Below are 19199 nucleotides of genomic sequence, written 5' to 3'. Positions count from 1 at the left end.
ATGACGAGGGAGGCCGCTCATCCTGGAGCGGCCCCCGGGAGACGGAATGCGGCAGCGGATCGACGACTACGCGTTGCTGGGGGACTGCCACTCCGCCGCCCTGGTGGGCCGGGATGGCTCCATCGACTGGGCCTGCTTCCCCCGGTTCGACTCGCCCGCCGTCTTCTGCCGCCTCCTGGACGTGGGCCGGGGCGGCTCCTTCCGGGTGAGCCCCGAGGGCCCCTGCCAGTCCACCCGCCGCTACATCGACGACACCAACGTGCTCGTCACCACCTTCACCACGCCGGGCGGGGTGCTGGAGGTGACGGACTGCATGCCCGTGCGCACCGGCATGTCCCACAGCCCCCGCGCGGGGACGCGGCATGCGCTGCTGCGGCGGCTGCGCTGCATCGGCGGCGAGGTGCGGGCCCGCGTGGTGGTGGCGCCGCGCTTCGAGTACGGCGCCTTCGTGCCACGCATCCGCCTCACCTCGCCCCAGACGGCGGAGCTGGTGGGCGGCGCGGACGCGCTCTGGGTGACGGCCACGCGTCCGCTGGTGGCCCACGAGAATGCCGTGCGCGCGCACTGGCCCATGCGGGCCGGGGACGAGGCCTGGGTGGAGACGGCCTGGACGCCCTCGCTCGTCGAGCGCGGCCCGGCGGAGATGCCGGACCTGGCGGCCATGCGCCGCCGGCTGGAGCAGACGGTGGCCTTCTGGCGCGAGTGGATTTCCCACTGCGCCTACGAGGGCGAGTACTCGCACGCGGTGCGGCGCTCGGCGCTGGTGCTCAAGGCGCTCACGTACGCGCCCTCGGGCGCCATCGTCGCGGCCCCCACCACCTCCCTGCCCGAGGAGCCGGGCGGCGTGCGCAACTGGGACTACCGCTACACCTGGCTGCGGGACACCACGCTCACGCTCATCTCGCTGATGCTGCTGGGCTACCAGGAGGAGACGCTCGCCTTCGAGCACTGGCTGGCGCGCACCAGCGCGGGCCGGGCCGAGGACGTTCAAATCATGTACAGCATCCGCGGCCACCGGCTGCTGCCCGAGGTGGAGCTGGCGCACCTGGCGGGCCACCGGGGCTCGAGGCCCGTGCGCGCCGGCAACGGGGCGGTGAAGCAGCTGCAGCTCGACGTCTTCGGGGAGATGCTGGAGGGCGCGTGGCTCTTCTCGAAGATGGGCCGGAGCATGCCGCAGCGCAACTGGGAGTTCCTGCGCGGGCTGGTGGACAACGTGTGCGAGCGCTGGCGCCAGCCGGACCAGGGCCTCTGGGAGGTGCGCGACGAGCCCCGGCACTTCATCCACTCGAAGCTCTTGTGCTGGGTGGCGTTGGACCGGGCCATCCGCATCGCCCGCTCGCGGCGGCTACCGGCTCCGGTGGGGCGCTGGGTGCGCGAGCGCGCGGCCGTGCGCGAGTACCTGCTGAAGGAGGGCGCGCGCCAGGGGTGGTTCCCCCAGTCGGTGGGCTCACAGGTGCCGGATGCGTCGGTGCTGCAGCTGCCGGCGCTGGGCTTCCTCCCGTCGGCCCACCCGCTGGTGAGCCGCACGGTGGAGGTGGTGCGCCAGCGGCTGGAGCGGGGCGGGCTGCTCTACCGCTACCACTCACCGGACGGGCTGAGCGGCGGCGAGGGCACCTTCCTGCTGTGCTCCTTCTGGCTGCATGACGTGCTGGTGCACTCGGGCCGGACGCAGGAGGCGGAGGAGCTGCTGCGCTACCTGCTGAGCCTGGCCAACGACGTGGGCCTCTACGCCGAGGAGGCGGTGCCGGGCACGGGCGAGGCCATGGGCAACTTCCCGCAGGCCTTCACGCACATGGCCCTGGTGGCCTCGTGCGCGCAGCTGTCCGCGGGCCGGAGCTTCCAGCTGCCGAGGGCGGGCGCGTACGACTACGCGGACTTCGCGCTCACGTACCACCTCGGCCGGCGCTCCGTGTTCATGTCCCACTTCTCGTGGGAGGCCGTGCAGTGAGCGCCAGCCGCTAGTACTGCAGGCGCGGGTCGTAGCGGGGCGCCAGCAGCGAGGCCACCACCAGCTCCGTCACGTCCTTGCCCCCGTGCAGGTTGGTGGAGAGGCACAGCGGCGTGTAGATGAAGCCCCACGGAATGCCCCACCAGCCGAGGAACAGCGACAGCAGCGTGTAGCCGAGGCTCAAGCCGAACGTGCCCTGTCCGGCCCGGACGAAGTACACGTCCGAGGAGCGCCTCATGGTGGTGACGAAGAAGGAGACGCAGTACTCGAACACGACGAATCGTCCACCGCGTCGCAGCTCTTCCTGCACCTGCGCCGTGGACAGGCCCTCCATTCCCAGAATGCCAGTCATACAGGCCCCCTGTCCGGAAACAGCGGCCAAGGCCGCGAAGAACAGAAAGACAGCCTACATGGCACATGCCCCGCTGCACAGCGACGCGGAGAGGGGAGAAGCGGGACCACACGAGAAAAACCAAGCATTCAATACGCTACGTATCCCAAACAGCGGGAAACGCTCGCACGCGTGAAGATCCCTACTCTCGCAGTCCAAATCCCCCCCCTGCACGGGCCATGGATGTCTTGTGGATGTTGTCTGGGAGGCAACAGGCGGGGATGTTGCCTGGGAGGCAACACGCGATGCGGGGCATACGCATGGTGCGCTTGAGGAGCAACCCGCCCCGCGGGCTCCCCTGCCGTGAGGCCAGGAGGGCGGACCAGGCGCTCCTGTCAGGCCCTCCGTCCCTGCTTACCGTGAGCACACGGGAGGCAGGAATGGCCACGAAGAAGACGGACAAGAAGGACCCGGTGGTGCACCTGGGCGAGCTCATCCACGGCATCAAGGTCGCGATGATGACGACGGTGGAGGAGGACGGGACGCTGCGCAGCCGGCCCATGTGGACACATGACCGGGACTTCGACGGGCAGCTGTGGTTCTTCACCCGGGAGCACTCGCCCAAGGTGGACGAGGTGGAGCGGGACAGCCACGTGAGCCTGTCCTACTCGGACACGGCGAAGGACCGGTACGTGTCCGTGAGCGGCGTGGCCCGGCTGGTGCGCGACAAGGAGAAGGCGCGCGAGCTGTGGAATCCCACGCTGAAGGCCTGGTTCCCGGAGGGGCTGGATGATCCCGAGCTCGCGCTGCTGTGCGTGACGGTGAACAAGGCCGAGTTCTGGGACACGCCGAACAAGCGCATGGTGCAGCTCGTGGGCTTCGTGAAGGGCGTGCTCACCGGCGAGACGTACCGCCCCGGCGAGAACGAGAAGGTGAACCTCGACGAGTCCGGCGCGGCGATGCACTGAGGGCCCGCGTGCGGCTATGCTGCGCGCCCCATGACTTCCCCCTTCGCCGAGCACTTCCCCGCCTTGCGGTCGGGTTTCGCCTACCTCGACAACGCCGCCGGGGCCCAGGTGCCCTCGCACACCATCGACGCCATGACGCGGTTCCTCACCCAGGGGAGCTGCAACGTGGGCCAGCCCTACCCGGCCTCCGTGCGCGCCACCGAGGTGAAGGCCCAGGCTCGCGCCGCCACCGCCGAGTTCCTCAACTGTCTGCCCGAGGAGGTGATGCTCGGCACCAGCGCCACCGCCCTCACCTTCCAGCTCTCGCGCGCCTTCTCCCGCATCTTCCAGCCCGGGGACGAGGTCATCATTTCGGAGCTCGAGCACGAGTCCAACGCCAGCCCCTGGCGCTGGCTGGAGGCCCAGGGCGCGGTGGTGAAGCCGTGGAAGGCCCGCTGGCCCGAGGGCCGCCTGGAGCTGGCGGATCTCCGCCCGCTGCTCACCGCGCGCACCCGGCTCGTCGCGGTGACGGCCGCCGCCAACTCGGTGGGCACCGCGCCGGACGTGACGGCCGCGGCCACCCTCGCCCATTCCGTGGGCGCCTGGCTGATCGTCGACGCGGTGCACGCCAGCCCGCACCTGCTGCCCGACGTGAAGGCCTGGGGCGCGGACTTCGCCACCTTCTCGCCCTACAAGGTCTTCGGCCCCCACATGGGCTGCCTGTACGTGCGCCACGAGCTGCTGCCCCGCCTGCCCGCGGACAAGCTGTGGTTCGTCCCCGAGGACAGCCCCCAGAAGTTCGAGCCCGGTACCGCCAACCACGAGGGCCTCGCCGGCTGGCTGGGCTCGCTGCGCTACGTGCGCGAGGTGCTCGGCGGCGGACAGCCCGGGCGCGCGGGGCTGGAGCAGGCCTTCCGCCGCATCGAGTCCCTGGAGCGTCCGCTGCTGGAGTCCGCGCTGGAGCGGCTGCGCGCCCACGAGCGCGTGCGCCTCTACGGCATCCCCGAGCCCAAGGGCCGCGTGGCCACCTTCTGTTTCAACGTGCAGGGCGTCCCGCCGCGCGCCGTGGCCGAGCACCTCGCCCGCAACGGGGTGGGCGTCGCCGCGGGCCACTACTACGCCACGCTCGCCATGCAGGCACTGGGCCTCATGCCCGAGGGCGCGGTGCGCGTCTCGCTGCTGCACTACAACACGCTGGCCGAGGTGGACCGGCTCATGACCAGCCTGGACGCGCTCCCCTGAGCGCCACTTCCCACGCAGGAGGACACGAATGCAACCCGAGGAGCTGCGACACCTGAGACACTCCATCGACCTGGCCCGCAAGGCCCGCGAGCGGGGGAACCATCCCTTCGGCGCGGTGCTGGTGGACAGGAACGGGCGTGTCCTCCTGGAGGGGGAGAACACCGTGGTGACGGAGCGGGACTGCACCGGCCACGCGGAGTCCAACCTCATGCGCGAGGCCACCCAGCACTACTCCCCCGAGCAGCTCGCCGGCAGCACGCTCTACGCCAGCACCGAGCCGTGTGCCATGTGCGCGGGCGCCATCTTCTGGGGTGGCGTGCGGCGGGTCGTCTTCGCGTTCTCCTCCGAGCAGCTGGGCCAGCTCAACAGGCCGACCGAGCCCACCCTGCGCCTGTCCTGCCGCGAGGTCTTCGCCCGCGGCTCCGCGCCTACCGAGGTGGTGGGCCCGGTGGAGTTGCCGGAGGCCCGTGCGGTGCACGAGGGCTTCTGGTCGTAGGCTCACGCCCGGGCAGCGGCGCGAATCCCAGCCGGAAGGCCCAGGCTGGGAGGGCCGTCGCCGCGAGGCCCGCGCCGGTGCCGTACAGCAGCTCATCCAGTGGCACGCCGAGGAAGTGGCCGCGCAGCAGCAGGCTCGGCCGCCACGTGCGCTCGAAGACACCGGGCACCAGCCCCTCGAAGAGCAGGCACAGCCCCAGGTAGATGAGGCACGAGAGCGCCGCTCCCAGGAGACTCGGAAGCACCAGGTCCGGACGCGCCACCAGCACGCCCAGGGTGCCCACCCCCATCGCCGCCACCGCCGCGTAGAGGATGGGCACGCCCACCGCGAGCAGCAGCCCCGTCAGCGCCAGCATGCCCGCGATGGCCCCCAACACCCGGAACCAGGGCCGCGTGCCGCTCCCCCGGGGCACCACGGTTTGGCGGAACGCCACCGCGTAGGCACACGAGGAGAAGGCCCCGAGCCCCACGACGAAGAGCACGTCCTCCACGCCGAAGCCGATGCGGTCCGCCAGGTCGAACAGGAAGCGCGGCGTCCAGTACGCCGGATAGAACAGCCACTCGGTGGCCGCGAATGGGAGCGAGGCCAGCATCGTCCTGCGCATCAGCCAGCGCAGGTCCGCGCGCACGAGCCAGAAGACGGCGCCCGGCACCAGGAACAACAGCGCCATCACCAGGAACTCATACGTCATGGCGGACTCAGGTTCTCACGAGGGCGAGGAGGGGAAGCGCGACCGTGGCCAGCGTGGCGGTGATGGCGGCGGCGACGCGGACCTGCACACGGCGGGAGCCGGGCGGCGAGGGACGCACCAGGAGCACCACGAGCGAGGCCCCCGCCGGCACCAGCCACTCCAGGCCCACGCTCAGACCCAGGACCCCGAGACCCCACGGCGCGAGCGCCACGGTGAGGCCGTTGAGCAACACGATGACCCGGGCGGCCCGCTCGACGCCCACGCGCGCTGGCAGCGTGAGCTTGCCGCTCTCCCGATCCGAGGGCTCGTCGGGGAGCGCGGTGGCGATGGAACAGGCGAGATGCGTGGGCAGCAGCAACGCGACGAGCGCCCACGGAAAACGCCCCGGATCCCCGCCCTGCGCGACATAGCCATAGAGCGGCAGCACCCCGGCGACCCCCACCATCTGCAGCAGCTCGCCCCCGCCCCGGTACGAGAGCCGGAAGGGCGGATAGCTGTAGGCCCACAAGAGCCCCAACGCCGCCACCGCCAGCGGCACCAGCAGCGGTGCGCCCCGGAGCACCGCCAGCCCCACGGACAGGGCCAGCAGCAGGAACGCGCACACGACGGCGCCGAGCCCGAGCGCACGCGGCGGGAGCCGGCCCTCGACGAGCACGCGGGAGCCCCCGGAGAAGAGGGTGGCCGTCTGGTTGCGGCGATCCGTCTCCTGGTCCGCCCAGTCGTTGGCGTAGACGATGAAGAGCTGGTCGAGCACCCCGAAGAGCTGCACGGCCACCAGCGTCCCCACGTCCAACGCCCCGCCACGCAGGTGCACCGCGACGAATTGCCCGAGCAGCAAGGGGAGCGCGAGGTACGACTGCGAGGGCAGCCGCGACGCCTGGAGCCAGGCCCGGAGCGTGCCCCACCCGTCCTTCACGAGGAGGCCTCGCGCACCAGCCCGAGCCGCCGGGCGGCCTCGGTGCGCAGGTCGGTGAAGGGCAGGTCCCAGCGGCAGTCCCCATCGAAGCGCCAGGCCTTCACGGGGATGAAGTCCGCCTGGGCGAGCACCTGATGCAGGTGCGCCTCCTCGCGAGGCTCCCGGCAGAAGCCGAAGGGGTTGCGGAACTCCTGGCCCTGGAGCTTGCCGTACTTGTCATCGTTCTCGGCGATGAGCTCCACGAGCGTCTGGAGCCGGCCCTCGAGGTAGTCGAAGAACGCCAGGTCGAAGGGGCCGATGGTGGCGCGCTTCTCCGGCTGGCGCACCACCCAGCGGGCCCAGTCGTAGCCGTACAGGAAGTCATGGGCGTAGCGGAAGCGCAGCTCCGACTTGTTGCCGAAGCCCCGGCACACCGTCACCACCCGGCGCGAGAAGCCGAGCACCGCCTCGGGCCCTCCGGCGTTCCACATGCGGCAGGCCAGGAAGTCCAGGTCCCAGAAGATGTTCTCCGGGAAGTCCTCCGCGAGCGCCCGCACCACGTGGCCCAACCCCTGGGCGAAGGCCCGGGCCTTGTCCTCCCCGGCGTTGCCCTCCACCAGGCGTGCCGCCAACTCCACGGGCAGCAGCGCGCGCGGCCGGCGCGTGTCCAGCGAGGCCGCCTCTCCCAGCAGGGGGGACAGGGGCTCCAGCCCGGCGAGGATGTCTTCTGGAAGTCTTCTCACTTCCACCCTCCCAACCCCACGGCGAGCACCCCTGCCGACAGCGTGAACGTTCCCCACCAGATGGCACGGTGGAGCTCCGCCTTGTATGCCGATTGCGCAACGAAGGCATTCGTCACCGCGGACGGGCTCCTCCTCACCAGACGCACGGTGAAAGGTAATGCGAACCCCACGGCCGGCACCACTGCCACGAGCGGGGGGGCGTCCTCGGCCAGACAGGACACCGCGAGCCAGAGGAGCAGCCCCGTCCCCAGGGACACCTCCGCGCCCCGGCGGACGGCCGCGTTGCCCCACAGGGTGGTGAAGGTGCGCTTGCCTCCCGCGCGATCACTCTCCTCGTCGGACAGTCCGCTGGCCAGGGCGCTCGACAGGGACAGCGCCAGCAGGCCCGGCGCCAGCCACACCCACCCCGCGGGAGCCCACTGGCCGCACTGCGCATACACATGCAACGTGGGAAGCACGCCGCCCACCCCCACCATCTCCAGCAGCTCGCCCCCGCCCCGGTAGTTGAGCCGCAGCGGTGGCAGCGTATAGGCGGCGAACATGAGCAGGCCCAGCGCGGCGAGCGGCAACAACAACGGCCGCCCCAGCACGAGGCCCGCGCCCCACGCCAACACCAGCGCCACCGCCCCGGCCCCGAGGCCCGCGGCGAGCAACGCCCCGGCGGGGAGGATTCCGTCGGGAATCGTCTTCGGCGAGCAGCCCTGGGGGAACATGCGGCGCTTGAGGGTGTCCACCTCGCGGTCTCCCCAGTCGTTGAGCAGCACGATGAAGGAGACGTCCGCCACCATCCACAGCACGCCGAACCCGAGCGCCCCCCACGACAGGTGGCCGGCGGCGGCGGCACCCACGGCCTGGCCGAACAACGCGGGCACGAGCACCTTCGGCCAGCTCGCTGGCTTGAGGGCGTACCACCACCGCGCCGAGGGGCTCATCGACTCCACATGCACCCGCTTCACCTCCCGTTGGCAACCTCTAACACGGCCAACCTCCCCAATCAGGTCGGTCGAGCTGTCCCGACCCTGAAGTCAGCGGGTGAGCGCGGTGGCGATGACGTTGAGAACCTTGAGCTGGGCCGGGGACAGGTTGCGCAACGAGCGCGACAGCCGCCGCAGATCCGGGGAGCGCTCCTCCTTGGCGGGCAGCGAGTCCACCCAGGCCGTCACCTCCGTGTGACTCAGGCTCAACAGCGTGTCGGAGGGAATCTTCAGGACGATGCTCAGCCGTCGGAGGGTGGGGACGCTGGGCATCATCCCCCCGCGCTCGATGCGGCCATAGACACCCGGGGCCAGCCCCACCTTCTCGGCCGCCTCCGCCTGGGTGAGCCCCGCGCGCACCCGGGCGGCACGCGCCGCGGCCCCCAGGGCGAGGGCCAGCTTGTCATCCATGCGCTGCTGCGAGGGGGGCGGGGGGGTACGTTTCGAGACCATGGTGCGTGACGTCCAAAGAGACGTTGGAGGACATTACCCGAGAGGCCAACCCAAGCCTAGGGACTTGCTTCATGGGTCGTGCAAGCCCCCCCAACCAGGGGCGTCCCCTCTCTTCCGCGCGGATGGAGAGCGTCCAGGAGGGCAGGCGCCTCCTGCGGGGCACGGGCTCGCGTGCCCACGTTCCAGCTTCAAGCAGCCCACACCCCTGAAAGACGACGTGCGCGACGAGGACGAGGGCGTCCTCCAGCCGGGCGTGAACGACGAGGGGCTCGACCACAACGAGGGCCAGGTGGACGAGGACACGATTTCCCCGCCGGGCGCGCGCCCACAGCCCGAGGAGTCGCTAACCCGCGGGACGCCTCCCGGGCTCCGTCGTCCCCACGTCGGAGCCCGGAGGCCGGGTGATGCGCAGGATGAGCTCGCGCCGGTACCGGGCCATGTCCAACCGGCGCTCGAGCGCGGTGCGCTCCTGACGGACCTCGCGCGGCTGGGTGAGGGCGCGGGCCGAGAGCGCCAGGAGCCGCTCGTTGATGGCGCGCAGCTCCTCGTCGATCAGCACGGGCTGGATGTGACGCGGCACCCGGTCGCGGCCGAGCGCGACGTAGTGGTTGTTCTCGATCCACACCGGCAGCACGGACACGCCCTCGAGCGACACGGGCGCGCCCGGCTGGGGACGGGTGAGCGAGAAGCGCAGCAGCACGGAGTCGCGCTTGCTGCCATCCGCCTCCCCCGCCCGGCGGTGGACGTAGTGCCGGTCCTGGTTGGCGATGAGGTTGCCCAGCGAGAAGGCCACGAGCGTGTCCCGTCCGGAGGAGGTGCGGTACGACTCGACGGGCTGGAGCACGTGGGGATGGTGGCCGACGATGGCGAGCGCGCCGGCCTCCAGCAGGGCGCGGGCCAGCTTGCGGTCCTCGGGGTGGGGCGAGTGCGAGTACTCGGTGCCCCAGTGGATGGCGACGATGAGCGCGTCACAGCGCCGGGCCGCGGCGCGCACCAGCGCCACGGCCGACTCGGGGGACTGCCAGTTCCCGCTCACCTGGCCGCGGTAGGGCACGTAGGCGACGTGGGGCGAGGTCTCCGGCGCCTCGGGATTGCGGGCGCCGTTGAGCCACCGGGTGAAGGACAGGAAACCGATGCGCATCCCCCGCTTCTCCACGATGAGGGGCTCCCACGCGGCGGCCTCCGAGGGGCCCGTGCCCACGCTCTTCAGGCCCGCCTCGGCCAGGTGCTTCCACGTGGCCTCGGCCCCGGCGCGGCGCTGGTCGAAGACATGGTTGTTGGCGGTGGACACCACATCCACCCCGGCGGAGGCCAGCGCGTGCAGCATGGCGGGCGGCGCGTCGAAGAGCAGGGGCGCGGTGCGGGCGAGCGGATTGCCGGTACTGGGCGTCTCCAGGTTCACCATGGCGACGTCCGCCGAGCGCATCACGTCGGCGAGGGGCCCGAAGACATGATCCCACCCCTCGTGGTTGATGGAGCGGGCGGGGCCGGCATCGCCGGAGTCGGCGCGGGCGTGGTCCGCCGCGGCCTCCTTCACCTCACCATGGGGAATGACATCTCCCCCGAAGACGAGCTCCACGCGCTCGGGGGGAGCGGCGTGGAGCAGGGAAACGAGCAGGAGCGCCTGGGCAAGCACGCTCGCATGCTACCCAGGCCATTGGCCCGGAGGACAGACCCCCCTCCCGGGAGGGCCTCCCTTCACGAGGAGCCGGGGGCCGGCTTCCGGGCGGAGGAGGCCTTGAACGAGGGGCGCGGGGAGCGGAGGGCGCGGGTGAAGGGGTGCTTGGGCTCTCGCAGGAACCAGGGCGCGCTGATGACCACGATCTGCGGCCCGCCCCGGAACAGCAGCATCATCTTCAGCAGGGTGGCCGTGTGGCTGTGCAGCAGGTAGTGGTACCAGCGGTGCTCGATCAACTCCGGCACCAGCACGGCGATGAACCGGTCCGGATGGGCGGCGGCGAGCTTGCGGACGTAGCCGAGGAGCGGATCCACCACCTGGCGGTACGTCGACCGGAGCACGACCAGCTCGGGCACCGGGAGCCCCGCCTCCTTGAGAGGAGCCTCCACCCGGCGCTTCCAACTGGCACGCAGCTCCCCGCCCTCCTCGGGCTGCGCGCGCACCTGGACGGCGTGGACGTCGGGGGAGATGGTGAGCGCGAACTGGAGGCCCTTCTCGGCCACGAGATCCAACCGCTTGAGGGGAACCACCACCAGCGGCGCGGCGGCACGGACCACCCGCATGGGCCGCTCGGTCTCGATGGCCTTCTCCACCGTGTCGTAGTGGCGGCGCGTGGTGCGGAACAGGAGGAAGGCCAGGGGGATGAACAGGAAGGACATCCAGGCCCCCTCGGCGAACTTCGACACTGCCACGACGCAAAGCGTGAGCCCCGTGGCCGTTCCGCCAATCGCATTCACCACCAGGAAGTGCCTCGCGCGCGGCTCCTGGCTCTTGCGCCAGCGGGCCACCATGCCGAACTGCGAGAAGGTGAAGGCCGCGAAGGCGCCCACGGCGAACAGCGGGATGAGGTGGTCCGTCACCCCTCCGAAGGCCACCAGCAGGGCCGCGGCCATGAGCGAGAGGACGATGACGCCCGTCGAGAACACCAGCCGGGGACCGGCATGGGCGAAGGCCGTGGGGAGGTGGCCATCGAGCGCCAGCATGCGGCACAACCGGGGGAAGTCCGCGAAGCTCGTGTTGGCGGACAGGCACAGCACGGTGAGGATGGAGGCGATGGTGACGGAGTAGAACACCCCGCGTCCCGCCACGGCGCCCACGAGCTGGGACAACACGCTCTGGAAGCCCGCCTGGCCCGGAGGGGTCGCGCCGATGCCGTAGGCATGGCACAGCACCGCCACCCCGCCGAGCAGCACCACCAGGATGCCGACGATCCCCGCGAGGGTCCGCTGGGCCCCCCGGACACGGGGCTGCCGGAAGACGGGCACGCCATCGCTGACCGCCTCCACGCCCGTCATCGCGGTACACCCGCTCGCGAAGGCGCGCATCAGCAGCCAGAGGCTCACCGCGGCTGTACCGGCCGGCAGGTGGGGCGGGGGCACCACGGGGACCGGATGTCCCCCGGAGCTCACGAACTTCACCACGCCCACCAGCAAGGTCACGCCCAGACAGGCGACGAACAGGTACGTGGGGAGCGTGAAGAGCATGCCCGCGGTGCGGATGCCGCGCAGGTTCACCAGGGTGAGCAACGCGAGCAGCCCCAGGCACAGCGGGAGCATGTGGGGGAGGAGCCTGGGGAGGGCGGACACCAGCGCCCCCACACCCGCGGAGATGGCCACCGCCACGTTGAGCACGTAGTCGAGCGCCAGCGCGGCGGCGGCGAGCAGCGCCGGCTTCGTTCCGAGGTTGTCGCGGGTCACCAGGTAGGAGCCGCCCCCTCCCGGGTAGGCGGCGATCGTCTGCCGGTAGGAGAACTGAACGATGAGCAGCAGCACCGCGATGATGGCGATGATGGGGCCGAGGTAATGGCTCCCGCCCGCCCCCAGGACGAGCAGCACGGTGAGCGCGGCTTCCGGTCCGTATGCCGCCGAGGCGAGTGCATCCAGCCCCAGCACGGGTATTCCCGTCAGGGGACCAATCTTCTCCTCCTCGGCCTCGTCATTCGGGATGGGCTTTCCGAAGAGCACCTCTCTCAGGGACATACCGGAACCTAGTAACGGGGCAGGCGGGGGGAGATGGGACCCCGGAACCCAGGACCCGTGCCGTCGGCCCGGGAGCATGGGTAGCCGTCTCCAGGGCGGGCGGACGAGGGACGGCTCCCGAGCGTGGAGGCCCGGGAGGGGAATGGCTTGCGACGCTCCGGAGGCATTCACACGCTCCTGAGAGGGGAAGGGGAAGGGCCGTGCTGTCACCGCGTCTGTCGAAGCTGTGGAACTCGATCAAGGCGAGTCTCTGGTTCCAGCCCGTGCTGTTCGTGACGCTGGGCCTGGTGCTGGGCGTGGTGCTGCCGATGCTGGACCGGAGCTGGCCGTCGCTGGGCCCTGGACTGCGCGCCCAGTGGTGGGGCGACTATGTCCCCTCCACACCGTCCACCAGCCGGGAGGTGCTGCTGAGCATGGCGGCGACGCTCGTCACCGTCATGACGGTGACGGCCTCCATGACCATGGTGGCGGTGCAACTGGCCTCCACGCAGTACACGCCGCGGCTGCTGGGGCGATTCATGGCGGACCACGGCACGCAGCGGGTGCTCGGCACCTACCTGCTCACCGTGGTGTACCTGTTGCTGCTGCTCGGGCTGGTGGGCACCCAGGCGGAGGAGCAGCAGAGCACACCGCTGCCCGTCCTATCGCTCGGAGTGGCACTGGCCCTCACCCTGCTCTGCCTGTTGCTGCTGCCCCACTTCCTCCACCATGCCGCCCGCTCCGTCGAGGCGAGCACCCTCATCGTCAACATTGGCCGGGAGATCATCCAGGAGCTGGAGCGGTTGGACTTCAAGAAGACGCGGGAGCTGGGCGAGGCGCTGCCCGGCCCCGAGCAGGAGGCCACCGTCATCACCGCGCGCGAGACGGGCTACGTGCAGTTGGTGGACCATGAGCGGCTGCTCTCGGCCCTGCCGCGAGGCGTGCACACCGTGCGGCTCGAGGTGCGCACCGGGGACTTCCTCATACCGGGGCTGCCGCTGATGGCGCTCTGGCCGCGGGTGGCCTTGAGTGAGCAGCAACAGCGGCGGCTGCACGGTGCGCTCGCCGTGGGGCGCACCCGGACCACGCAGCAGGACGTGCTCTATGGGGTGCGGCAGTTGGTGGACATGGCGCTCAAGGCCCTCTCGCCCGCCATCAACGACGTCACCACCGCGGTGATGGTGATCAACGAGCTGGGAGCGGTGGGCCGCGTGGTGGCGAGCAAGGGACGGCTCGGCCAGGGCTGGTGGATGGAGTGGCACCAGGCGGTGACGCTGCTGCGGCCCGGCTTCGGGCTCGTGCCCTTCCTGCAGGACGCGTTCGGGGAGATTCCGCTCGCCGCGGAGGCACAGCCGCGGGTGCTGGTCCGCATCCTGGAGGTGCTCGCGGAGCTCGCCAGCGTGGAGCCGGACACGGCGATGCGCGGGGCGCTCGTGCAGACGGGGCGGGCGGTGTACGAGGCCTCCCGGCTCGCCGAGCAGCGCGAGCGGGACGTGCGGTTCATCGAGGAGCGCTGGGACCAGCTGCGCAAGAAGGCCACCCAGCCGGCCACCCTCCCCTGCGAGACCGTGCACTGAGCGGAGCCGGGCCCGAGTGCCTTGACCCGGCTCGCGCTTCCGCCAGACTCGCCCGCGCGGTTTTCCTCGCACGGCATCTCACCACCAACATCATCACAGGGCACATGAATCACCGCTCCTCCACCCCCCGGCACGGGCCCGCTTTCCGGCGGAAGTACGGAGCCGTGCTCGCCAGCGTGCTGCTCCTGGCCAGCCAGGCCTCCGCGCAGTCCCTCGACTCGGCCTCGAGCGCCTGCCGGACCCAACCGGCCCTGTGCGCCCGCGTGGCTGGAGAGGAGACCGTGATACCGCAGGCCGCGCAGCGCCTCGCCGAGTTCGGCGCCTCCGTCACCGCGACCGCGGTGGTGTGGAATGAAGCGCACAAGGAGGCCATCGAGCAGAAACTGACCTGGTGCGCCAACATGGCCCGCGAGAAGGTGCTCCGCCAGCACATGGGCGGCAGGAGCCCCACCCCGGCGGAGTGCCGCGAGACGAAGGAGTTCGGAGGCAAGGTGAGGACGCGGGCCATGTTCCTCGGCGAGGAGATGCACAAGGTCGCGCTCGCGTGTGCGGAGATGGAGTTGGGCGCGCTGCGTCCAGGCGGATTCAGCCGGGAGCCGCGTTACCGCTACAACACGGACACCCGGCAGCGCGAGTTGATCAGCCCGGAGAAGGAGGAGGCGCTACTGGAGGAGGGCTGCTACAGCGAGCTGCGCGGCACCATCAAGCCAGACATCGTCATCCACGCGGGCAATCCGCTCTTGCCCCTGTTCGTCTATGACTTCAAGTTTCCTTGCGTGAGTAGCGAGAGCAGAAAGAGAAATGGTTGGTGCCAATACACCCAGGGGCCTTATGCGGGCCGTTACCAAGACGAAGTGTACAAGGAAATCCTGGGCCCATTCGTACGCGCGATCAAACCCTGGCTGGGAGTCACACCTTGAGCTCTCATTACCCGCGCATCCGCATCTGCGCGCCGAACGGGCACCTCCTGGTCCGTGAAGGCTTGAGCCTCTGCTTCTACATCCGCCGTGCCCATCAGGAGATAGCACGAGCCGTCCTCACCTCCTTGGACACCTATCTGCACGCGATAGAGCCAGAGACGCTTGGCTGGTATGTGGATGTCGATGGAGAGGAGCAAGCTCTTGATGACGCCGGGTGGAAGCACATCCGGCGAGAGCTCACCGAGGGGACGTGGCCGAACATCCAGCTGGCACAAGCATCCGGAGAGCCGCAACGTTACGATTTCGACTACTTCGGCAAACCATTGGGAGATCCACGCCTGGAGGACGATCCGGACGCATCTTCCGCACTGAGCATCTCGCTCCCCACCGAGTACCTGGAAGAACACGGCCCGGGCCACGTGCGTGAACTGGCACTGAAGTTGGCCGCTCCTCTGCCTTTCCACTTCGGACAGGTGGGTCTCGCCTTCAACGGCCAGCTAGACCTGATCGGTATCTCGCGGCAAATCCGCGCGCGGTGCTTCCGCTACCCAGGCATGGACATCCCGGATACGAGCTGGCATTCGTGGAAACTCGGCTTCCGGGTTCGTGGCCCTTCCTGGCTCACCTTCCTGGGCCAGCCCATCCTGGGCGAGCTGGGCGGCGCGTCGGGTCTGCGCTCACGCCTGTCCTCACCAGGCACCACCGTCCAGGAGCTGGAAGGGGAGCGCGCCGTCGTCACCCTGGGCCCCTGGCCCGAAGCGGGAGACACCGAGCAGGGCCAGACGCTCCCCGCCTACCGGGAGTTGGCGCGCGTCCTGGAGCCGTGGCTCTACCATGAGCGGTTCCCAGAGCCCTGGCCCTATCCCGAGCAGAGCAATTGGGAGCCCGACTTCTCGCCAGAGGACAATCGCCGCTGGGAGCGCCGCTTCCTGGATTGAAGGACCCCGCAACGCGCCGCCGCCTCGGGCATCCTGGAGGGCATGTCCAACCGACTCCTTTCCCTCACCGCGGCCGTGCTCGTGCTGGGCACCGCCGCCGTCTCCGCGGAGCGTGCGATGTCCTTCCATGACCTGCAGTCCAAGCGGCTCAACGGCCAGCCCGTCAACCTCTCCGAGTACAAGGGCAAGGTGGTGCTCGTGGTGAACACCGCCTCCGAGTGCGGCTACACCCCCCAGTACGCGGGCCTCGAGAAGCTCTGGGGCCAGTACAAGGACAAGGGCGTGGTGGTGCTCGGCATCCCCTCCAATGACTTCGGCGGCCAGGAGCCCGGCACCTCCGAGCAGATCGCGAAGTTCTGCGAGCTCCGCTACAAGGTCACCTTCCCCATGCTCGAGAAGGTGAAGACCAAGGGCGAGGGCCAGTCCCCCATCTACGAGTTCCTCGCGCGCAAGCACGGCGAGCCCAAGTGGAACTTCCACAAGTACGTGGTGGGCAAGGACGGCCAGGTGCGCGCCGCCTTCTCCAGCTCCGTGACGCCGGAGAGCACCGAGCTCAAGGGCGCCCTCGACAAGGCCCTCGCCGAGTAGTCCGGGCACCGGCCCATTCCACTTGTCACCGGTGACAAGTGAAACGGGGCGGGTCCATTCCACTTGTCACCGGTGACAAGTGAAACGAGGCGGGTCCATTCCACTCGTCACCGGTGACCAGTGAAACGGGGCGGGGTCTCAGGTGGATGTGGCCAGGCAGCCACAGCCCCTGGAGCCCCGCCCTCAGTGTTTCCGGGCACTTGGCTCATCCCGGGCGCTGGCCCGCGGGCTGCAATACCTCGGCGCGTACCCACCCCGTCCGAGGAATTCCATGCGAGCCGCACTCGTCGCGCTCTTCGTCTGTCTTCTGTCCGTCCCCGCCTCCGCTCAGGAGCGGGACGCCGCGGAGACCCCCTGCCCCGCCCCCGTCTCGCCCCTGAGCTCCGGGGCCATCACCCAGGGCACGCTGGTGGCGAAGCTCCGCCGCCACGCCTCCGCCCAGGGCTGCCCCGAGTCCCAGCCACAGCACTTCAGCCTCAAGCACACGGACGTCGACGCCGAGGTGAGTGGATTCCTCGCCAGCGTCACCGTCACCCAGGTCTTCGAGAACCCCTACGCCGAGCCGCTCGAGGCCCTCTACGTCTTCCCGTTGCCGGAGAAGGCCGCCGTGGACGCCATGGAGCTGGTCATCGGCCAGCGCGTCATCCGCGGCGTCATCCAGACGCGCGAGCAGGCGCGTGACACCTACGAGCGCGCCCGCGCCGAGGGCAAGACGGCCGCGCTGCTCGACCAGGAGCGTCCCAACCTCTTCACCCAGTCGGTGGCCAACATCCTCCCCGGCGAGGAGCTCCGCGTGCGCATCCACTATGTGGAGCGGCTCGTCTACGAGGACGGCAAGTACAGCTTCAACTTTCCCATGACGGTGGGCCCGCGTTACATCGGCGGCGAGCCCCTGGCCTTCCGCCAGGGCGAGGGCACCGCGCCGGACACCACCACCGTCCCCGACGCGAGCCGCATCACCCCGCCGGTGCTGCCTCCCGAGGTGCGCAGCGGCCGGGACATCCGCCTCCACGTGCGCCTGGACGCGGGCGTGCCCGTGCACGAGCTGCGCTCCACCTCGCACCGTGTGACGGCGACGCGCGAGGGCCCGAGCCGCGCCCGCGTGGAGCTGGCCCCGGACGACCGCATCCCCAACAAGACCTTCACGCTGGAGTACCGCGTGGCCGATGCGCTCATCCGCCCGGCCGTGCTGGTGCACCGCGAGCCCGGTGCCGATGAGGGCTACTTCCTCGTGCTGCTCAACCCGCAGCTGGCGCCGAAGCAGGAGGAGGTGGTGCCGCGCGAGCTTTACCTGGTGCTCGACACCTCGTGCTCGCAGTCCGGCCCGCCCATCGAGAAGTCCAAGGCCCTCACCGCCGAGGTGCTGCGCCACCTGCACCCCGAGGACACCTTCCAGGTGCTCAACTTCGACACGCAGGTGACGAAGTTCGCCCCCGCCGCGGTGCCGGCCTCGCCGGAGAACGTGGCGCGCGCCCTGCCCTACGTGGCCAACTTCTGGGGCGGTGGTGGCACGGACGTCCGCGTGGCGGCCCAGGAGGCCATGGTGCCCGCCAACGACCCGGCCCGCCTGCGCATGGTGCTGCTCATGACGGACGGCTTCATCGGCAACGATGACGAGGTGCTCGGCACGCTCCAGCGGCACCTGCGCGAGGAGACGCGCGTCTTCAGCGTGGGCGTGGGCAACGACGTCAACCGCTACCTCGTCACGAAGATGGGCGAGGTGGGGCGCGGCGCCTCCACCTTCGTCAACCTGAAGCGTCCCGAGGACGAGGTGGCCCGCGAGTTCGAGTCGCGCATCCGCGGCCCGGTGCTGACGTCGGTGCGCGTGGGGACGGATGGCCTGCCGGTGTCGGACGTCTACCCGCGCACCCTGCCGGACCTCTTCAGCGGCCAGCCGCTGTTCCTCATTGGCAAATTCCACGGCACGGGCCAGGGCCTGCTGCGCATCACCGGCCGCGTGCGTGGACAGGAGCGCCACTTCGAGGTGCCCCTCACCTTCCCCGAGTCCGCGCCGGAGCACGCGTCCCTGCGCAGCCTCTGGGCGCGCCAGCGGATTGAAGAGCTGACGGTGGAGAACTACCGCGGCGAGAAGCCCGAGGTCGTCCAGGCCATCACCGCCACGGCGCTCCAGTACGGGCTGATGAGCAAGTACACCTCCTTCGTGGCGGTGGAGGAGGTGGCGCGCACGAAGCCCGGCGGCGACTCGGTGCGCGAGCTGGTGCCGGTGGAGCTGCCCGAGGGCACCTCGTACGCGGCCGTCTCGGGTGAGCTGAGCCGCGAGGAGATTCCGCCGGGAGACCCCATCATCTCCGTGGTGGCGCCGAGGAACGCGCGCCGGGTGACGGCCTACTTCCCCTTCGGCCTGGTGAAGCCGCTCACCTTCGACACGGTGTCGGGTTACTGGCGGGGCCGCTTCCTGGTGCCGCTCTGGGTGGAGGACGGGTACTACGACGTGCTGGTGGCGGTGGAGATGCCGGACGGCACGGTGCGCCGGCGCGAGGTGCGCTACCGGCTGGACTCGAAGGGCAACGACTTCGAGGTGACGCTGTCCTCGCGGCTGCTGGCGCCCGGCCAGACGCTGCGGCTGGAGGTGGACGCGGTGGAGGCCACCCAGGAGGTCAGCGTGTACGGCGAGCCCTTCGGTGACGCGCAGCACCTGCTGGAGACGCGCGATGGCCTGCGCTTCACCCGCGAGCTGAGGGTGCCCGCCGGCACGGAGCCCGGGGAGTACGAGCTGGTGCTCGTGGCCCGGGACGCGGCGGGCAACCGGTTCGAGCGCCGCGAGAAGGTCCGCGTCGCCCTCACCGTCGAGGAGTAGCA

Annotated in this window: 17 protein-coding genes; 9 read left to right on the top strand and 8 right to left on the bottom strand. The window is 70.4% G+C overall.

Features of this window, described 5'->3' with window-relative positions:
* The first annotated feature begins 46 nt into the window (after positions 1-46).
* Positions 47-1948, top strand: a complete 1902-nt coding sequence (locus VFZ09_RS08045) for a glycoside hydrolase family 15 protein (protein WP_329726907.1) — start codon at positions 47-49, stop codon at positions 1946-1948.
* Positions 1949-1958: 10 nt separating this feature from the next.
* Here VFZ09_RS08045 and VFZ09_RS08040 read toward each other — a convergent pair whose 3' ends face one another.
* Positions 1959-2300 carry a hypothetical protein gene (locus VFZ09_RS08040; RefSeq protein WP_329726906.1) on the bottom strand — a complete coding sequence of 114 codons (342 nt, stop codon included), beginning with the start codon at positions 2298-2300 and terminating at the stop codon, positions 1959-1961.
* 419 nt (positions 2301-2719) lie between these two features.
* On the opposite strand from VFZ09_RS08040, the gene VFZ09_RS08035 reads away from it, so the two are divergent.
* The 3 genes from VFZ09_RS08035 to VFZ09_RS08025 are packed head-to-tail and all read left to right on the top strand — an operon-like array spanning position 2720 to position 4964.
* Positions 2720-3247: a pyridoxamine 5'-phosphate oxidase family protein gene (locus VFZ09_RS08035; RefSeq protein ID WP_329726905.1), complete on the top strand. Its 528-nt coding sequence runs from the start codon at positions 2720-2722 to the stop codon at positions 3245-3247.
* A 30-nt stretch (positions 3248-3277) separates the two neighbouring features.
* Positions 3278-4468: a cysteine desulfurase-like protein gene (locus VFZ09_RS08030; RefSeq protein ID WP_329726904.1), complete on the top strand. Its 1191-nt coding sequence runs from the start codon at positions 3278-3280 to the stop codon at positions 4466-4468.
* A 28-nt stretch (positions 4469-4496) separates the two neighbouring features.
* Entirely contained in the window at positions 4497-4964 is a 468-nt protein-coding gene (locus VFZ09_RS08025; RefSeq protein WP_329726903.1) for a nucleoside deaminase, read from the top strand.
* Here VFZ09_RS08025 and VFZ09_RS08020 read toward each other — a convergent pair.
* The 7 genes from VFZ09_RS08020 to VFZ09_RS07990 form a co-directional block, all read right to left on the bottom strand.
* Positions 4897-5655 (bottom strand): lycopene cyclase domain-containing protein, encoded by a 759-nt coding sequence (locus tag VFZ09_RS08020; protein WP_329726902.1) that lies wholly within the window; start codon positions 5653-5655, stop codon positions 4897-4899. The two genes, VFZ09_RS08025 and VFZ09_RS08020, sit on opposite strands and share 68 nt — an antisense overlap.
* A 7-nt stretch (positions 5656-5662) precedes the next feature.
* Positions 5663-6571 carry a prenyltransferase gene (locus tag VFZ09_RS08015; RefSeq protein ID WP_329726901.1) on the bottom strand — a complete coding sequence of 303 codons (909 nt, stop codon included), beginning with the start codon at positions 6569-6571 and terminating at the stop codon, positions 5663-5665.
* Positions 6568-7293 (bottom strand): ferrochelatase, encoded by a 726-nt coding sequence (locus tag VFZ09_RS08010; protein WP_329726900.1) that lies wholly within the window; start codon positions 7291-7293, stop codon positions 6568-6570. The genes VFZ09_RS08015 and VFZ09_RS08010 overlap by 4 nt, the downstream gene beginning before the upstream one ends.
* On the bottom strand, positions 7290-8249 hold the full coding sequence (locus tag VFZ09_RS08005) for a prenyltransferase (RefSeq protein ID WP_329726899.1): 960 nt from the start codon (positions 8247-8249) through the stop codon (positions 7290-7292). The genes VFZ09_RS08010 and VFZ09_RS08005 overlap by 4 nt, the downstream gene beginning before the upstream one ends.
* Before the next feature lie 69 nt (positions 8250-8318).
* Positions 8319-8720, bottom strand: coding sequence for a helix-turn-helix transcriptional regulator (locus VFZ09_RS08000; RefSeq protein WP_329726898.1), 402 nt, complete (start codon positions 8718-8720; stop codon positions 8319-8321).
* A 343-nt stretch (positions 8721-9063) separates the two neighbouring features.
* Positions 9064-10356 (bottom strand): CapA family protein, encoded by a 1293-nt coding sequence (locus VFZ09_RS07995; RefSeq protein WP_329726897.1) that lies wholly within the window; start codon positions 10354-10356, stop codon positions 9064-9066.
* A 62-nt stretch (positions 10357-10418) separates the two neighbouring features.
* Entirely contained in the window at positions 10419-12377 is a 1959-nt protein-coding gene (locus tag VFZ09_RS07990) for an APC family permease (protein ID WP_329726896.1), read from the bottom strand.
* 200 nt (positions 12378-12577) lie between these two features.
* Here VFZ09_RS07990 and VFZ09_RS07985 point away from each other — a divergent pair, with 200 nt between their 5' ends.
* From VFZ09_RS07985 to VFZ09_RS07965, 5 genes are all read left to right on the top strand, one after another.
* Positions 12578-13933, top strand: a complete 1356-nt coding sequence (locus tag VFZ09_RS07985) for a DUF2254 domain-containing protein (RefSeq protein ID WP_329726895.1) — start codon at positions 12578-12580, stop codon at positions 13931-13933.
* Positions 13934-14097: 164 nt separating this feature from the next.
* Positions 14098-14853 carry a hypothetical protein gene (locus tag VFZ09_RS07980; RefSeq protein ID WP_329726894.1) on the top strand — a complete coding sequence of 252 codons (756 nt, stop codon included), beginning with the start codon at positions 14098-14100 and terminating at the stop codon, positions 14851-14853.
* Positions 14850-15791 carry a DUF3396 domain-containing protein gene (locus VFZ09_RS07975; protein ID WP_329726893.1) on the top strand — a complete coding sequence of 314 codons (942 nt, stop codon included), beginning with the start codon at positions 14850-14852 and terminating at the stop codon, positions 15789-15791. The genes VFZ09_RS07980 and VFZ09_RS07975 overlap by 4 nt, the downstream gene beginning before the upstream one ends.
* A gap of 42 nt (positions 15792-15833) precedes the next feature.
* Positions 15834-16379, top strand: a complete 546-nt coding sequence (locus VFZ09_RS07970; protein ID WP_329726892.1) for a glutathione peroxidase — start codon at positions 15834-15836, stop codon at positions 16377-16379.
* A gap of 271 nt (positions 16380-16650) precedes the next feature.
* Entirely contained in the window at positions 16651-19197 is a 2547-nt protein-coding gene (locus VFZ09_RS07965; RefSeq protein WP_329726891.1) for a VIT domain-containing protein, read from the top strand.
* Positions 19198-19199 lie beyond the last annotated feature (2 nt).

This window comes from Archangium sp. (genome assembly GCF_036277355.1).
Classification (GTDB): domain Bacteria; phylum Myxococcota; class Myxococcia; order Myxococcales; family Myxococcaceae; genus Archangium.
This window is presented reverse-complemented; position numbering and strand designations above follow the sequence as displayed.

Excerpts from the sequence above, each read along its gene's own strand:
- VFZ09_RS08045 (WP_329726907.1), top strand. The coding sequence starts at position 47 with ATGCGGCAGCGGATCGACGACTACGCGTTGCTGGGGGACTGCCACTCC.
- VFZ09_RS08040 (WP_329726906.1), bottom strand. The coding sequence starts at position 2,300 with ATGACTGGCATTCTGGGAATGGAGGGCCTGTCCACGGCGCAGGTGCAG.
- VFZ09_RS08035 (WP_329726905.1), top strand. The coding sequence starts at position 2,720 with ATGGCCACGAAGAAGACGGACAAGAAGGACCCGGTGGTGCACCTGGGC.
- VFZ09_RS08030 (WP_329726904.1), top strand. The coding sequence starts at position 3,278 with ATGACTTCCCCCTTCGCCGAGCACTTCCCCGCCTTGCGGTCGGGTTTC.
- VFZ09_RS08025 (WP_329726903.1), top strand. The coding sequence starts at position 4,497 with ATGCAACCCGAGGAGCTGCGACACCTGAGACACTCCATCGACCTGGCC.
- VFZ09_RS08020 (WP_329726902.1), bottom strand. The coding sequence starts at position 5,655 with ATGACGTATGAGTTCCTGGTGATGGCGCTGTTGTTCCTGGTGCCGGGC.
- VFZ09_RS08000 (WP_329726898.1), bottom strand. The coding sequence starts at position 8,720 with ATGGTCTCGAAACGTACCCCCCCGCCCCCCTCGCAGCAGCGCATGGAT.
- VFZ09_RS07990 (WP_329726896.1), bottom strand. The coding sequence starts at position 12,377 with ATGTCCCTGAGAGAGGTGCTCTTCGGAAAGCCCATCCCGAATGACGAG.
- VFZ09_RS07970 (WP_329726892.1), top strand. The coding sequence starts at position 15,834 with ATGTCCAACCGACTCCTTTCCCTCACCGCGGCCGTGCTCGTGCTGGGC.
- VFZ09_RS07965 (WP_329726891.1), top strand. The coding sequence starts at position 16,651 with ATGCGAGCCGCACTCGTCGCGCTCTTCGTCTGTCTTCTGTCCGTCCCC.